Here is a 15,210-nt window from a genome sequence, read left to right as displayed (position 1 = left end):
ACAAGGTGCGCCATGACTACACCAGACACTTCTCCAACCGATGCCGCCAGCGGCGGCGCCGGCAAGGCCCTCCGCGTCGGCGCGGCCGCATTGATTGCCTCCGCCGTCGGGGCCGCCCTCTGGATGCACTACGCCGACGGCGGCAGCGAGACCACGGAAGACGCCTACGTCGATGGCAACGTGGTCCAGGTGACGCCACAACTGGGCGGCACGGTGACCATGATCGCCGCCGATAACACGGAATTTGTCGCAGCCGGCCAGATACTTGTGCAGTTCAACGATGTGGATGCCAGGCTGGCGCTGGAGCGCTCGCAGGCCCAGCTGGCGCGTGCGGTCAGGCAAGTGCGCGCGCAGTTCGCCAACGCCACGCAAACCGGCGCCAATGTGGCGCTGCGCGCGAGCGACCTGGCCCGGGCCGAAGCGGACCTGGCGCGCCGGTGCCAACTGGTGGACAACGGCGCGATTTCCGGGGAGGAACTCACCCACGCGCAAGATGCCGTGCTGGCATCCCGCGCCGCCTTGTCGGTCGCGCGTGAACAGCAGAGCAGCGCCAGGTCGCTGGTGGACCGCACCAGCATCGCCACGCATCCGGACGTTCAGGCCGCCGTGCTGCAATTGCGCGACGCCTATCTGGCGAATGCGCGCACCCGCGTGCTCGCGCCGGTGAGCGGCATCGTCAGCAAGCGCGGCGTGCAGCTGGGCCAGCGCGTCAACGCCGGCACGCCGTTGATGTCCATTGTTCCTGCCGAGCAGATGTGGGTCAACGCCAACTTCAAGGAGTCGCAGCTGCGCCACCTGCGCATCGGACAAACGGTGACCCTGCAAGCCGACCTGTATGGCAGCGCGGTGCTTTATCACGGCACCATCGTCGGACAGGATGCGGGAACCGGCAGCGCGTTTTCGCTGCTGCCTGCGCAAAACGCCAGCGGCAACTGGATCAAGGTCGTCCAGCGCGTGCCGGTACGGGTCGCCATCGCGCCGCAGGAACTGGCGGCGCATCCGCTCAAGCTCGGCTTGTCGATGCAGGTGGCAGTCGACACCCGCCGCCGCGATGGCGCCGTCGCGATGACGCAGCCTGGCAAGCGCAGCAACTATCGGACCGATGTGTTCAACGGCGAGCTGGCGAAAGCGGACGACCTGGCTGCGCGAACCATCGCGGCCAATCTGGGCGCCGCTGCGGCGCGCTGACATGGACGCCGCCCGCCATCCGCAGCAGCCGGCGCTGCTCGCAACCATATTCATGCTGAACAGCGTGGAGTTTTTGCAGACGGGGATGATCGCCTTCAGCGCCAGCGCCATCATGGGGAGAATTAACGTATCGCCGGATGAATTCGTCTTCGCGACGGTGCTGTATGCGGCGATCGCCATCACAGCGATTGCAACGCAACACTGGATGGTCGAGCGTCTCGGCTGGCGCGCCTTCGTTCAGTTGTCGGTGGCGCTATTTGTCGTCGGCGGCGCGATCTGCGCGACGAGCGGTTCGCTCGCTCCCTTCCTGCTCGGCCGTGCGATCATGGCCTGCGGAGGGGGCGGCTTCATGACCACGGCGCGCCTGCTGATCAACCTGATTCCGCCCAGCCCCGAGCGCTTGAAAGGGATTGCCGCCTTCGGCACCGCGCTGGCGCTTGGCAATGCACTGGCGCCCTGGGTCGCGGTCACGGCTTTCGACACCGACAACTGGAGCGCCATTTTCGCCATCCCTTCGGCGATTGCGGCATCGGCCGTCGTCTTTGCGAACGCTTGCCTTCCGCGCGGGCTGACACTCGACAAGGACAGGAGCCAGTCCAGCCCATGGCTTGCCGCGTCGATTTTCTGCGTGAGCCTGCTTTCGCTCTACGCGGTACAGCGCGCGGTCTACGACTTCTACAGCGACGCGGTGCCGCTGCTCGTTTGCCTGGTTGCCGGCCTTGCGGGCGGTTGGCTGGTCATACGCCAGCAGCGCCGGCACGCTCGTCCGATGATCGCATTTCTCCGTCTCATGCATCCACGCTATCTGACCGGGCTTGCCGTATTTTCCTTATGCTACGTTATTCTCGGCGCAAACAATGCGATGCTGCCGCTGCTGCTGCAGCGTTCCCTGGGCGCGCCCTGGCGGGCTGTCGGCACGATGCAGACTATCGGTCTGATGTCGTCCCTGCTTGCGTTCGTCGCCATGGTGATGCTCCTCAAGCGATGGCCGTCGGCGCGCAAGTTTTACGTCGCCGGCTTCGCCTTCCTGTTCTTTTTCGCCCGGCAGCTGTCGCGCCTGACGCCGGAGGCCAGTCTATGGGAAGATGTGCTGCCGGCCATCGCTGCCTTTGGCGCTTTCCTGATCCTGGCGATGGTGACCACGGCAATCCACAGCTTCGCCGATTTGCAGAACGATCCAATCGGCTTCAACCACGGCCAGATGGTCAAGAATATGGGCTCCCAGTTTGGCGTTGCCCTTGGTGTGGTCGGATCGACGCTGTTGATGCAGTGGCGCATCAGCGAGCACACTACAACGCTGGCGGAGCGATTCCATGGCGGTAGCGCGCTGTTCGTTGGCCCGCGCGACCAGCTAAACGCCGGCATGGATGCGCCACAGGCGGTCGTACAGCTCAGTCAGATGCTCACCCAGCAGGCGAACCTGTTGGCCGGACTCGAGTATTATTCTCTGCTCATGGTCGTGGCGGTCGCCCTGGTCGGGATCGTGATGGTTCAACGTGTGTTCAAATAGCGCAATGCCTTTCCAGGAACGTCTCCGGCCCCGCTATTCACTACAAATTGTAAGGACGCAGCTATGAATAAGCCCATCAAAATTCTTTTGCAGACCACCATCGTAACCACCGACAACGACTGGCATATCGGCCGTTTCTCTTTGCTGCGCGATTTGCTAGCCGGCTTGACCGGCGCCGACGGCAAGCCGCTGTTTGACGTGACCGCGCGCGATCGCGTCAGCGTCGGCAACGCCGATCCGGTACTGTCGACCTTGGCGGAGTCGGACTATGGGCAAGTGTGGCTGTTCGCGGTCGACACCGGCGACGGCTTGCATGCCGACGACAGCGCGGGGCTATCGGCGTTCCACCGCAGAGGCGGGGGCTTGATGGTTACGCGCGACCATATGGATTTGGGCTGTTCAATCTGCTCGATAGACTTGATCGGCGCGACGCATCTTTTCCATACCCACAATCGCGCAGCGGGCAGCCCGCTGCCGGCGCCCGACGATCGCGGCACGCCGCAGATCCTGTGGCCCAATTTTCATTCGGGGGCAAACGGCGACGCTCAGCGCATCACAGTCGTCAAGCCCGCGCATCCGGTGTTGTGCGATGCGGAGACGGACGACGGCCTGGTACATTATCTGCCGGCACATCCGCATGAAGGGGCGGTCGATGCTCCCGCCGGCGTGGCGCAGGCGCGCGTGATCGCCACTGGCATCAGCAAGGCCACCGGCAACCCGTTCAATATAGCCGTCGCGATCGAACCGGCTGCCGGCAACGGGCCGGTGATCGCGCAATCCACTTTTCACCATTTTGCCGACTACAACTGGAATCCGCAGCTGGGCAGCCCCGACTTCGTGAGCGAGGCGCCGGGGAACAGTCTGGCGACGACTCCTCACGCACTGCGTTCAGTGCACCGTTACGTCAGCAACGTCGCGCTGTGGCTGGCCGGACGGCTGGGCTCCGTCGGGCTCGTCAATCTTCCTGATTGAACTGGCGGTGCGCGCCTGGCTCGGAGCGCCAGTAAATAAAGCTCCGCACCGCGCAAAAGCTGTGATAAGATCGGTCCTGTTATCGATAACTTGAGGTTCAGCGGTTTTCGGTAGCGGTTGTTTCACCGTCACTCGCCAGTGTTTAGGCGGCCGTCCCGGCCGCTTTGATCCGGCGGCATTTTCAGCCGCCGGCCTTTTTTCGTCCGTACACTTGCTGCGTGGCGGTGCAACACCGCGTCCGGGCCGCTAAACTCGGGCTTTGCGCCTGACTTTGCTGGGTTTTCTCAACCTGACCGCATATAATCGACACTTGCCTGAACAACCGGAATCAATGGTGCCTGTAAAACAAACTGACCGTAGCCAGAGTGGCGCAACCATCTACGACGTCGCCCGGATAGCCGGCGTCTCGGCGATGACCGTGTCGCGCGTCATGAACGGCAATACGCACGTCTCCGAAGCCACGCGCGACAAGGTGGTGGCGGCGGCCGCATCGCTCAACTACCAGGTCAATTTTGCCGCGCGCGCGGCCCGCATCGGTACGCTGGGCGTCGGCCTGTTGTACAGCAATCCCAGCTCGGCCTACCTGAGCGCCTTCCTGGTCGGCGCGATGGAGCAGTGCAGCCAGAGCGGCGGACAGCTGATCCTGGAGCGCTGCGACGACATGCGCAGCCAGCGCAGCGCCATCGCCCGGCTGATCGCCAACGGCGCCGACGGCATCCTGGTGCCGCCGCCGCTGTGCGATTCCAAATCCGCGCTCAAGCAGCTCGACCAGATCGGCATGCCGACCGTCGCCATCGCCACCGGCCGGCCGCTGGCCGGCGTCTCGGCCGTGCGCATCGACGACTATGAAGGCGCGATGGCGATGATGCGCTACCTGCTGGAGCGGGGCCATACCGACATCGCCTTTGTGCAGGGCGATCCTCTGCACACGCCGGCGCAGCTGCGCTACCAGGCCTACCTGGACGCGATGGCGCAAGCCGGCCTGACGGTGGCGCGGGAACGCGTCGCACCGGGCCTGTTCACCTACCGTTCCGGCCTGAGCGCGGCGCGCCAGCTGCTGGGCCGCAAGAGCCGCCCCAGCGCCATCTTCGCCGCCAACGACGACATGGCGGCCGCCGTGATCGCGGTCGCCCATGGCCTGCACCTGCAGGTGCCGGAAGACCTGGTGGTGTGCGGCTTCGACGATACGCCGGTCGCCACCACGGTCTGGCCGGAGCTGACCACCATCCACCAGCCGATCGGCGATATGGCGCGCGCCGCCGTCGACCTGCTGATCGAGCAGATACGCCGCCGCCGCGCCGGCGGGCCCGCGGCGGTGCAGCACAAGCTGATGCCGTTCACGCTGATCGTCCGCGAGTCGTCGGACCCGGCCGCCGCCGGCATCCAGGACGGCGACGCGCTTACAGGATAAGGATGCCCTGCAGCGAAGAGATGCGCTGCGGATCGGACCAGCCTCCCAGCAGGCGGCCGGCCGCATCGAACTCCAGCAGCTGACGGCCCTTGGCGCCGTTGTCCGGTCCATGCCCCTGCCAGTTGGCCACCGCCAGGTGGCCGTTATCGAGCTGCTGGAAGCTGGCATAGAAGAACGGCGCGATCTCCGGCGCCATGTTGCCGTCGCTGTCGCCGGCGCCGCCGAATGTGCGGGCCAGCCGACCCTCGGCATCGAAGCGCGCCATGAAGCCGCCATAGCCGGCCGCCACCAGCGTCGAGCCGTCGGCGCAGCGCTCCGCCTTCCACGCATGTTCGAAACCCGGCGCGCGCAGTTCACGCAGCGCGTTCAGCGCGCTGTCGGTTTCCAGAATATGATCGTTCATGCACAGCAGGTAGCTGCCGCTGGGCGTGGGGCGCATCAGCCGCACGTAGTCGCCGTCGCGGCGCGCGGTGCGCAGCAGCTGGCCGCCGCCGTCCAGCGTCAGTACGTTGATGCCGCCTTCGCCGTCGAGGTTAAAGCCGGTCACCAGCGTTGTGCCGTCGTCCATGCGCCGGGCCGAGGTCACGTCGGCCCAGCGGTCGCAGGCCGCCAGCACCTCGCCGCTGCCGATGTCGATCTCGAAGTAGCCGCGCTCGAAGCCGATCAGCGCGCGGTTGGCCTCCAGCCGCTGCATGTCGCGCGCCAGGGGGAAGTCGGCCAGGTCGCGGCTCCAGCCTGCGCCGGGGCGGGTGGTGTCGATCAGCGACAGCCGCTGGCGGCCTTCGTCGATGGCCAGCAATCGGTGGTTCAATGTCATGTGTGCTCCGTGTTACCAGTAGGATGTCCAGCTGCGGCTCAGGCGCAGCAGGGCTTCGAGATAGAAGTAGTCGCCCCAGATGCAGCTCTCGTCGATGCCGACGCCGTGCGGCTTGTGGTAGACCGCGTGCCGCAGCAGGCCGCCGCCGGGGATCTCGTCGCCCTGATAGTGTTCGGACAGCTGGCGCACCGTGCGCAGCGCGGCGCGCTGGTAGTCGTCGCGCAGCGGATCGAGCAGCGGCAGGTTGTTCGACAGCTCCAGCAGGCCGCAGGCGGCGATGGCGGCGGCCGAGCTGTCGCGTTCTTCCTCGCCCGAGGTGAAGATCAGGTCCCAGTAGCAGATGCCGTCCTCCGGCAGCCGGTTCAGGTAGTAGTTGGCCAGTACCTTGGACAGCGCCAGCAGCCGCGTATCGCCGTTGTGGCGGTACACCAGCGGGAAGCCGGAGATGCCCCACGCCTGGCCGCGCGCCCAGCACGAATCGTCGGCATGGCCCTGGTGGGTCTTGCCGTGGCGCGGCGCGCCGCTGGCCGGATCGAAGTAGAAGGTGTGGAAGGTCGAGCCGTCGGCGCGCACGATGTGGCGCGCGGCCGCTTCGATATGGCGGTTGGCGGCGTCTCGGAAGGCCGGGTCGCCGCTGTAGGCGCTGGCCCAGTACAGCAACGGCAGGTTCAGGTTGCAGTCGATGATCATGCGGCCGGCCTGTTCGGGATCGTTCAAGTCGCCCCAGGCCTGGATGATGCCGGCGCGCGGCTGGTAGCGTTCCAGCAGCAGGCGCGCCGCGCCCATCGCCGCCCCGGCCGCGACGGCGCTGCCGGTCAGTTTGTAGGCCGACACGCAGGACAGGCTGTACAGGAACCCGAGGTCGTGGTGGTTGACGTTGTGGCGCTCGGCCTGGCGCCGGTGGAAACTGAGCACGTGGCGCTCGGCGGCTTCGCGGTAGCGCGGGGCGCCGCTGGCCTCGTAGGCCAGCCACAGCATGCCGGTCCAGAAGCCGTTGGTCCATTCGTCGTTGCCCATCGCCGGATACACGCCGCCGACGCTGGACGGCGCCGGGAACTGGTCGCCGAAGTGGGCAAGGTTGCGGTCGACGGCGGCCAGCGCGCGCGCCAGCGCCTGTTCGACCATGCGCTGGTCGTCGCGCTGCGGCGCGCTGCCGTTCTTCAGTTGTTCCATGACGGCGGGGTTAAGAGACGGAGGCATTGGATTCCTTTGCAAGCGGGGCAGGTGAGTTCATGCGTTTGATTTCGGGCGGCGTGGCTTCCAGCGCCCAGGCGGACAGCGCGAGGAACACGGCGCCCAGGCCGGCCAGCAGCAGGTAGGTGGCCGGGAATCCGAGCAGGTCGTAGCTCTTGCCGACCAGCGGCGACAGGATCGCCAGTCCCAGCGAATGGCCGAAGCTGACGCCGACCATGTACAGCGTGGAGGCCAGCCGGTTGTCGAAGTGATGGGCGATGTAGCGGAACACCGACACCACCAGGATCGGCAGCTCCAGCGAGTGCAGCATCTTGAGCACGGAGATCGACAGCGGACCGACCGCGAAGCTGGAGCCGCCTATGCGCAGCAGCATGATGGTACCGGCCAGCATCAGTCCGCGCTTGGCGCCGATGCGGCGCACCAGCAGCGGCGACAGGAACAGGCCGCCGGCCTCGATGAAGATCTGCGCCGAGTTCAGGTAGCCGAACATGGCGGCGCCCTGTTGCGGCGTCGGGAACAGCGATGCGAAGTAGCTGGGGAACTGCTGGTCGAACACCAGGTACAGATTGGTCACGCCGAGGATGAACACCATGAAGCGCCAGAACTTCGGATCGCCCAGCAATCCCAGCGCGTCGGCCAGCTTGACTTTGCCGGCGGCGGACGTGGCCTCGTCGTCGGCGCCGCCGCCGGTCTTCCACAGTGCCAGCATGGCGATCAGCAGCAGGCCGGCGCCGGAGGCGATGAAGAAGTTGATGCCGGGGTTGATGTTGTACAGATGGCCGGTCAGCATGGCGGCGCTGGCGAAGCCCAGCGAGCCGCACAGCCTCACGCGGCTGTACTCGAAACCGTGGCGGCGGCCGATGCGGTCGACATACGATTCGATCGCGTAGCTGCCGGCGATGAAGGTGACGCCGAGATAGACGCCGCCGACGGCCGCGCCCAGCAGCAGGTTGGCCTTCAGCAGCGGCGCGTAGACGTAGACGAAGAACAGGCCGCACAGGCTGCACAGCGTGCCGACCGCCCACAGGATGTGCTTGCGCGTGCCGACCTTGTCGGAGATGAAGCCATACACCGGCTGCGAGCACATGGCGGCGATGAAGTTAGCGGAGAACACCACGCCGGCCTCGGCGCCGCTCAGCTGCAGCGTGCTGCGCAGCCACAGCGTCAGCAGCGACACGCTCATCGCCTGCGCGAAGAAGTAGATGAAGACGAAGCTGGCGAGGAAGCGGAAATGGTTTTGCTTGTCGGTCATGGCCGGCTCCCCGCGGTGGCCGCGACGGGCGTGATCCAGATCGCCTGGCCGCCGGACGGCGACAGGCGCGCTTCGATGACGCTGGAGGCGTCGACCAAGCGGCGCTCGATCGTCACGTGGGTCCCTTTGGCCGTTGCGGGCGCGCCGGCGTCGTCCGAGTAAATGCTGGCCTGGTACTGCTTGCCCGGCGTGAGGAAGTCCAGCTTGACCGACAGCGCGCGGGCGTCGTTGTTGGTGATGCTGCCGATGAACCAGTCCTCGCCCTTGCGGCGCGCGGTGGTGATGAACTGGCCGGGCATGCCTTGCACGATCCTGGTCTGGTCCCAGGTGGTCGGAATGCGGTCCCAGAATTCCAGTTCCGGCTCGTTGTGCTCCATCTCCGGCTTGTCGTACCAGTACAGCGTCTGCAGCGGGCTGTAATAGATCGCCGCCAGCGCCAGCTGGTGCGCGTGGGTGGTCTTGATGCGCGGGTCGAAGTAGCAGATCGTGTAGTCGGCGGCGCCGGCCAGGTAGCGGGTGAAGGGCAGTATCGTGTTGTCGGTGGCGCTGGGCATTTCCTCGTTGCCGCGCACGCCCTCGGCGGTCATCAGGTTCGGCCAGGTGCGCTGCTCGCCGGTCGGACGCCAGTCGTCGTGGACGTTGACCATGATGTGGGCGTCGGCCGCCTGGCGTATCGCCTGGTTGATCCAGGTGGACCAGCGGTGCGAGCCGACCTGCACGAAACCGAACTTGACGCCCTTGACGCCCCAGTCGCGGTAGGTCTTGAACAGCGTGTCCGATTGCGTCAGCAAGGCTTGCTGGTTCACGTACAGCCAGACGCCGATGCCCTTGCTCTTGCCGTAGGCGATGATGGCCGGCAGGTCGAAGTCCGGTATCGCCACCTTGCCGGCGTCCGAATCGAAGCTGAAGGCGGGGCCGTACCACTTCCAGTCGAACAGGATGTACTGCAGGCCGCGGCGCGCGGCGAAGTCGATGTTGGCCCTGGCGCTGGCGGTGGTCTGTGTCATCACGCGCATGATCTTGCCGGGCTTGATCCAGTCGGGTTGCGCGATGCGCGAGGGCGGATTCAGGTTGAGGATGAAATAACTATGCTCGGCCAGCGCGGCGGCCGATCCGGCGACCATGATGCCGCGCCAAGGCGTGGAAAACGGCGAGATCAGGTCGGCCGCGTCGTGCATCGACGTGACCAGCGTATTCGGCCGCTCCTTGCTCAACTTGAACTTGGTGCGCGAGTAGTCGACCATCTGTGCTTCCAGCAGGCTGACATGGATGCCGCCCAGCAGTTCCAGCGTCAGCGGACGCTCGGATTCGTCGGGCCAGTCGACCAGCTCCAGCTGCTTGTAAGGCGCCTGCGCCCAGCCGTGGTACCAGGCCTTGGCGCCCACCGGCAGCGCGAACTCGGTGTTGTCGGCCGTGATGCGGTAGTAGCTGCCCTTCGGGTGCTCGGGGAAGCTGAAGCGGAAGGCCACGCCTTCGTCGCAGGCGCGCACTTCCAGCTGCAGCTTGTAGTCCGGGTTGTCGTCCTTGACCATGGCGATGGTCAGCAGGTTGTAGCGGTCCGGGATCGCGGCTTGCTCGCCGTAGCCCGGCGTCCAGCTGCTGTCGTGGGTCGTGACGCTGCTGCCGGTGATGGCCAGGTTGTCGAACCATCTGGCGCGACGGTCCACCTTCAGCGCCATCGCGCTTTCGGACAGATGGTTGTCCAGCCGCAGCTCAAGCAGCGAATCCAGGATCACCGGCTTGTGCTTGTAGTTGACACGGTAGTACAGCCGCCGCTCGCCGCCGGCCAGCACCTTTTGATAGAAGATGTACTGCAGGTTGTTGTCGGGCGAGGAGACGCTGGCAAGGTGGTGCTGCTGCGTTGACTGGGCATGCGCTGCCGGCGGCATCAGCGCCGTCAGCAGCAGTCCCAGCAAACTGGCAAGGATTTTCATTGTTGTCTCGATTATTATGATTGTACTGCCTGGTGATTGTAGACCGACACGGCCGGCAGCTGCTGCTGCAGCTGTTCCAGCGTCGGCGGGGCGGCGCCCGGCGCCAGGCAGGCCGCCGCGCCGCCGGCAACCGCGTAGCGCAGGTGCTGGTCCATACCGGCTTCCGGCTGCCGCATCAAACTGTAGAGCAGGGCGGCGATGCTGGCGTCGCCGGCGCCGACGGTGTCCGCCACCCGCACTTCCGGCGCAGGCGCGCTCCAGGTATGCCCGCCGTGCAGCAGGCGGGCGCCGGCGGCGCCCAATGTGTAAAGGTAAAGCGCCCCCGGATTGAGGGCGCGCAGCGCGGCCAGCGCCGGTTCCGGATCCTGGCAGCGGAACAGGCCGCACAAGTCCTCGTCCGACACCTTGATCACGTCGGCCAGCGCCGTCATCTGCCGCAGCACCGGATCGTAGCGTTCGTCCATCAGCGCCCGGTAGTTCGGGTCGTAGCTGATCGCCACGCCCTGTTCTTTAAGCCGCACGGCCAGCGCCAGCAGCGTGTCGCGCAGCGGCGGCCGCGCCAGGCTGATGCCGCCGAAATGCACCCACGACGCCGCGCCGTGCCAGCCTGCGGGCAGCCGGTCAGGATCGAAGTACAGGTCGGCGCTGTCGTCGCCGACAAAGAAGTACCGCGGCGGATTGCGCTCGTACACGATGGCCAGCAGCGGCGAATGGCCCAGCCGCTGCAGGAAACGCGAATCGAGTCCCGCTTCGGCGCTGGCCCGCAGCAGCGCGTCGCCAAACACGTCGTCGCTGACCGCGCCGGCAAAGGCGCTCGGCACGCCAAGGCGGGCCATCACGCGGGCCACGTTCCAGGTCGAGCCGCCGACCTGGCTGGTCCAGTTGTCGGCGCCGTCGCGCAGCATGTCGGTCAGCGCCTCGCCGGCCGAGACGAAGACGGGCAGGCCGCTCATGCCTCGCTCCCCAGCACGTGCAGCACTTCGTAGCATGCGCCCATGGTGTGGTAATCGACCTTGCCGGCCGGGCTTTTCTCGTCGCCGAGTTTTTCGTTGGCGGGGCCCAGTATGCGATACCAGGCGCCATGCCGGTGGTCGACGAAATGCCGCCAGCTATAGGCCCACAGCTGGTCGTACCAGACCCAGTAGCCTTCGTCGCCGGTGCGCTGCGCCAGCACGGCGGCCGCCGCCAGGCTTTCGGCCTGCACCCAGAAGTATTTGTCGGCGTCGCAGATCTCGTCGTCGGGGCCGAAGCCGTAGTGGATGCCGCCGTGTTCCGCATCCCAGGCCTTGGCGACGGCGAGGTTGAACAGATCGGCGGCGCGCGGCGCCAGCCATGCCGTCTCGCCGTCGAGCGCCACCGGATGGCGCTCCAGCTGGAGCAGCAGCTTGGCCCATTCGGTCAGGTGGCCCGGCTGGTAGCCCCACGGCCGGAAGATGTTGCTCTTGTCGTGGCGGTTGTAGTCCCAGTCCACCGACCAGTCGGGATGATAGTGTTCCCAGATCATGCCACCGGCCAGCGCCGCCTGGCGCACGGTGATGTTGTAGGCCAGCAGGGCGGCGCGTTGCAGGTAGTGGGTTTCGCCGCTGGCCTCGAAGGCCGCGATCAGCGCCTCGCAGGCGTGCATGTTGGCGTTCTGGCCGCGATAGGGATCCAGCACGCTCCAGTCGGCGCTGGCCTGGTCGGCATACAGGCCGTGCTCCGGCTGCCAGAAGCGGCGTTCCATCAGCTCGAAGGTTTCCGTCATGTAGGCGCGCGCCTCGCCGACGCCGGCCGCCAGCGCCTGCGCATAGGCCAGCAGCACGAAGGCCAGGCCGTAGCAGTGGTTGTCGGCGTCGATGACCTGCTTCCTGCCGTCCTTCCAGGACAGCTGCCAGGCATAGCCTCCGGTGCGCGGATTGCGGTGCGCCTGACGCAGGAAGGCCAGGCCGTGATGCAGCGCCTCCAGGTAGGCCGGATCGCTGAACTGGCGCCAGGCCTTGGCGTAGTTGAAGATGAAGCGCGTGCTGCTGACCAGGTGCCGCGTGTGGCTGTCGTAGACTGTGCCGTCGTCGCGGAAGAAGTGGAAGAAGCCGCCGCTGGGATCGATGCAGCGGGGGTGGTAGAATCGCATGGTGTGGGCGATGTGCGACAGCAGCATCTCGCGCGAGCGAAAATCTGGAAGCATGGTCAATCTCCTTGGCGGGCGTTCGGCCACGCCGCGATGCGGTAGCGCGTGTGCCACGGTTGGTCGGGATGCAGCGCCAGGCCGAGGCGGTCGGCCAGCGGATGGCCGGCCGGCGCCTGCGCCACGCGGCCCAGGTCGAACAGGCTGTTGAGCGGTTCGGCGCCGATCGCCAGGTGGCGGCTCATCCACGGATAGTTGATGCGGCCGCCGTTGCTAATCCATAGCATCAGGTCCGGTAGCTGTTCCGTGTCCCACCACATGCCGACGCTGGCGTCGTAGTCGAGGTAGTGCAGGGCGAACGGCGGCTGGCCACCGGTTCCGCTCAGGTCGCGCACCTGAACCAGTTCCTCGGTGGGCATGGTCAGCGGAAGCCTGGTCAGGTCGAGCGGTCCGTCGACGCCGGCCAGGGCCGACAGCGTGGCCGATCGGGTGTCCGGCAGCAGCCGCGAGACGGCGCCGGGCGGGCAGGCCGGATAGCTGTGGATGCCGGCATGGGGGCCCAGCGCCATTTGCACCCGGCCCGGGGCCGGCGGAATGCGGAAGGTCGGATGCAGGCCGACCGGCACGCGCGCCGCGCGGCGCGCCCAGATGCTGAGGGAGATGTCGAGCGCGGGCGCGTCCGGATCGGCGGCGATCACGCGTTCGATGCGAGCGATGGCGCTGTCGGCCGGGTACTCGATCGCCAGGTGTACGCGCAGCGCGCTGGCCTCGATGCAGGTCCAGCGCTGGTTGGCGGCGTAGCCGTGCATCCAGGCGTCGTCGCTGGCGCGCGTGTGCCAGCCGGGCGGCAGGATGGCCGGGATGTCGGCGCGGCCGAAGGGCACGCACGGCCATTCGCCGCGCAGGCGGCGCAGCACGCCGGGCAGGCCGGCGGCGCCGGTGGTGCCGGCCCATGGCGCCACGTGCATCAGGTCCAGTTCGCGCTCGTCGTCCAGGCGCAGGCTCACCGGTCCCAGCATGCCGCCCAGCGGCTGCACTTCGGCGCTGCCGTGGTCCCAGTTCAAACGCCAGCCGCGGCCGCCGTTGCCCGGTGCGGCAGTGTCGGCGCCGGGGACGGCATGCATCGTCGGATGCTTCATCGGGCCAGCCATCCGCCGTCCACCGGCATGACCGCGCCGTGGACATAGTCGCTGGCGCGGCTGGCGAGGAACACGGCGACGCCGGCCAGGTCGTCGGGACGGCCCCAGCGGCCGGCCGGAATGCGGGCCAGGATCGCCGCCGAACGGTCGGCGTCCTCGCGCAGCGCTGCGGTGTTGCTGGTCTCGAAGTAGCCGGGCGCGATGGCGTTGACGTTGATGCCCAGCGCCGCCCATTCATTGGCCAGCGCGCGCGTCATGCCGGCCAGCGCGCTTTTGCTGGCGGTGTAGGCCGGCACCCGTATGCCGCCCTGGAACGACAGCAGCGAGGCGACGTTGATGATCTTGCCGCCGCAGCGTCCGGCCATGTGCCGGGCCAGCGCCTGCGACAGGAAGAACACCGAGCGCAGGTTGGTGTTGACGACGGCGTCCCAGTCTTCCTCCGTGACGTCGAGGCTGTCGGCGCGGCGGATGGTGCCGGCGTTGTTGACCAGGATGTCGACGCCGCCGTTGAAGGCGATGGAGGCGTCGGCCACCCTTTGCAGCGGTTCGGTCGAGCCGAAGTCGGCCTGCACGAACAGGAAGCGCCGGCCCAGCGCCCGCACCTGATGGCCGGTGTCGTCCGCCGCGCTGCGGCCGGCGGCGACGATGTCCGCGCCGGCTTCGGCCAGGGCCACGGCGATCGCCTGCCCCAGCCCCGTATTGGCGCCGGTGACCAGCGCGGTCTTGCCGTTCAGATTAAATAAATCGGACATGGCGGCTCCTATTTCAACTGGCAGATATCGAGCACGTTCATGTCGGTATAGTCGAGGTTTTCGCCGCCCATGGCCCAGATGAAGGTGTAGTTGGCGGTGCCCGATCCCATGTGGATGGACCACGGCGGCGACATGACCGCTTCTTCATTGGCGACGATGATGTGGCGCGCCGAATCCGGCTCGCCCATGAAATGGAACACCCGCTCGGTCTCGCTCAGCTTGAAGTAGAAATACACCTCGGAGCGGCGCTCGTGCAGGTGCGGCGGCATGGTATTCCAGACGCTGCCCGTTTGCAGCACCGTCAGTCCCAGCAGCAGCTGGGCGGACTGGCAGACACCCGGGATCACGTATTGGTAGATGGTGCGCGCGTTCGAGGTTTCGGCGCTGCCGCGTTGCAGCGGCACCGCCTGCGCATGGGTGATTTTCTTCAGCTCGAAGCGCGCGTGCGCCGGCGTCGAGACCAGGTAGAAGCGCGCCGGGCGGCCGCCGTCCACCGATTCGAACGTGACGTCGGCGCAGCCCATGGGGATGTACATGCCGTCCAGCGGCGCCAGCTCGAAGCGCTCGCCGTCGACGGTGACGATGCCGTCGCCGTCGGCGACGTTGATGATGCCCAGTTCCCGCCGCGCGAGGAAGGGCTGGCCGGCCGCCGAGGCAGGTTCCGTATGGCGCGGCAACATGATAGCCTGCGTCACAGGCGCTGCGCCGCCGACCACGAAGCGCTCATGGTGGCAGTAATTGAGCTTGACCTGGTCGGCGGAAAACAGCTGGCTGATCAGATAACGATCGCGCAATTGGTCGTTGCTGACGCCGGACATCATATCGGGGTGGGTGGCGTGAAAGATTTTATCGTACATGGATGGTCTCCTGATGGTGTCTGTCCGGCGCCGATGTCGATGCCGGACTATCTTTTCATCAAATATTACAGTAAGCTGTT

13 protein-coding genes are annotated in these 15,210 nt (G+C 66.7%); 4 read left to right on the top strand and 9 right to left on the bottom strand.

Annotation, left to right across the window (positions count from 1 at the left end):
• Positions 1 to 12 precede the first annotated feature (12 nt).
• The 4 genes from ACCD07_RS01740 to ACCD07_RS01725 all read left to right on the top strand — a co-directional run bounded on the left by ACCD07_RS01740 (position 13) and on the right by ACCD07_RS01725 (position 5,081).
• A complete protein-coding gene (locus tag ACCD07_RS01740; protein ID WP_413446320.1) occupies positions 13 to 1,188 on the top strand; it encodes an HlyD family efflux transporter periplasmic adaptor subunit in 1,176 nt (391 codons plus the stop codon).
• Between the two features lies 1 nt (position 1,189).
• Entirely contained in the window at positions 1,190 to 2,698 is a 1,509-nt protein-coding gene (locus tag ACCD07_RS01735) for an MFS transporter (RefSeq protein ID WP_413446319.1), read from the top strand.
• Between the two features lie 63 nt (positions 2,699 to 2,761).
• On the top strand, positions 2,762 to 3,670 hold the full coding sequence (locus ACCD07_RS01730; protein ID WP_413446318.1) for a hypothetical protein: 909 nt from the start codon (positions 2,762 to 2,764) through the stop codon (positions 3,668 to 3,670).
• Positions 3,671 to 4,001: 331 nt separating this feature from the next.
• A complete protein-coding gene (locus ACCD07_RS01725; protein ID WP_176654393.1) occupies positions 4,002 to 5,081 on the top strand; it encodes a LacI family DNA-binding transcriptional regulator in 1,080 nt (359 codons plus the stop codon).
• On the opposite strand, the gene ACCD07_RS01720 is transcribed toward ACCD07_RS01725, so the two are convergent.
• From ACCD07_RS01720 to kduI, 9 genes are read right to left on the bottom strand one after another with little or no spacing between them, the layout of a single operon-like run.
• Positions 5,071 to 5,898, bottom strand: coding sequence for a hypothetical protein (locus tag ACCD07_RS01720; protein WP_413446317.1), 828 nt, complete (start codon positions 5,896 to 5,898; stop codon positions 5,071 to 5,073). The two genes, ACCD07_RS01725 and ACCD07_RS01720, sit on opposite strands and share 11 nt — an antisense overlap.
• A gap of 12 nt (positions 5,899 to 5,910) precedes the next feature.
• The gene (locus ACCD07_RS01715; RefSeq protein WP_413446316.1) at positions 5,911 to 7,098 is read right to left on the bottom strand and encodes a glycoside hydrolase family 88 protein; all 1,188 of its coding nucleotides are present in this window, start codon (positions 7,096 to 7,098) and stop codon (positions 5,911 to 5,913) included.
• On the bottom strand, positions 7,082 to 8,344 hold the full coding sequence (locus tag ACCD07_RS01710) for an oligosaccharide MFS transporter (RefSeq protein ID WP_413446315.1): 1,263 nt from the start codon (positions 8,342 to 8,344) through the stop codon (positions 7,082 to 7,084). Before ACCD07_RS01710 ends, ACCD07_RS01715 begins: the two co-directional genes overlap by 17 nt.
• Positions 8,341 to 10,278: a glycoside hydrolase family 97 catalytic domain-containing protein gene (locus ACCD07_RS01705; RefSeq protein ID WP_413446314.1), complete on the bottom strand. Its 1,938-nt coding sequence runs from the start codon at positions 10,276 to 10,278 to the stop codon at positions 8,341 to 8,343. Before ACCD07_RS01705 ends, ACCD07_RS01710 begins: the two co-directional genes overlap by 4 nt.
• Before the next feature lie 14 nt (positions 10,279 to 10,292).
• A complete protein-coding gene (locus ACCD07_RS01700) occupies positions 10,293 to 11,231 on the bottom strand; it encodes a carbohydrate kinase family protein (RefSeq protein WP_413446313.1) in 939 nt (312 codons plus the stop codon).
• Positions 11,228 to 12,442, bottom strand: coding sequence for an AGE family epimerase/isomerase (locus ACCD07_RS01695; RefSeq protein WP_413446312.1), 1,215 nt, complete (start codon positions 12,440 to 12,442; stop codon positions 11,228 to 11,230). The genes ACCD07_RS01700 and ACCD07_RS01695 overlap by 4 nt, the downstream gene beginning before the upstream one ends.
• A 2-nt stretch (positions 12,443 to 12,444) precedes the next feature.
• Entirely contained in the window at positions 12,445 to 13,521 is a 1,077-nt protein-coding gene (locus ACCD07_RS01690; RefSeq protein ID WP_413446311.1) for a hypothetical protein, read from the bottom strand.
• Complete coding sequence (gene kduD, locus ACCD07_RS01685) at positions 13,518 to 14,273, bottom strand: 2-dehydro-3-deoxy-D-gluconate 5-dehydrogenase KduD (protein WP_413446310.1); 756 nt, start codon at positions 14,271 to 14,273, stop codon at positions 13,518 to 13,520. The genes ACCD07_RS01690 and kduD overlap by 4 nt, the downstream gene beginning before the upstream one ends.
• A gap of 8 nt (positions 14,274 to 14,281) precedes the next feature.
• Positions 14,282 to 15,130 carry a 5-dehydro-4-deoxy-D-glucuronate isomerase gene (gene kduI / locus ACCD07_RS01680; protein ID WP_413446309.1) on the bottom strand — a complete coding sequence of 283 codons (849 nt, stop codon included), beginning with the start codon at positions 15,128 to 15,130 and terminating at the stop codon, positions 14,282 to 14,284.
• Positions 15,131 to 15,210: the final 80 nt, after the last annotated feature.

Origin of the sequence: Duganella sp. Dugasp56 (assembly GCF_047304105.1) — a bacterium.
GTDB classification, from domain to species: Bacteria; Pseudomonadota; Gammaproteobacteria; order Burkholderiales; family Burkholderiaceae_D; genus Rugamonas; species Rugamonas hordei.
Note: the sequence above shows the minus strand (reverse complement) of the source record. Positions and strands in the feature narration are given on the sequence as shown.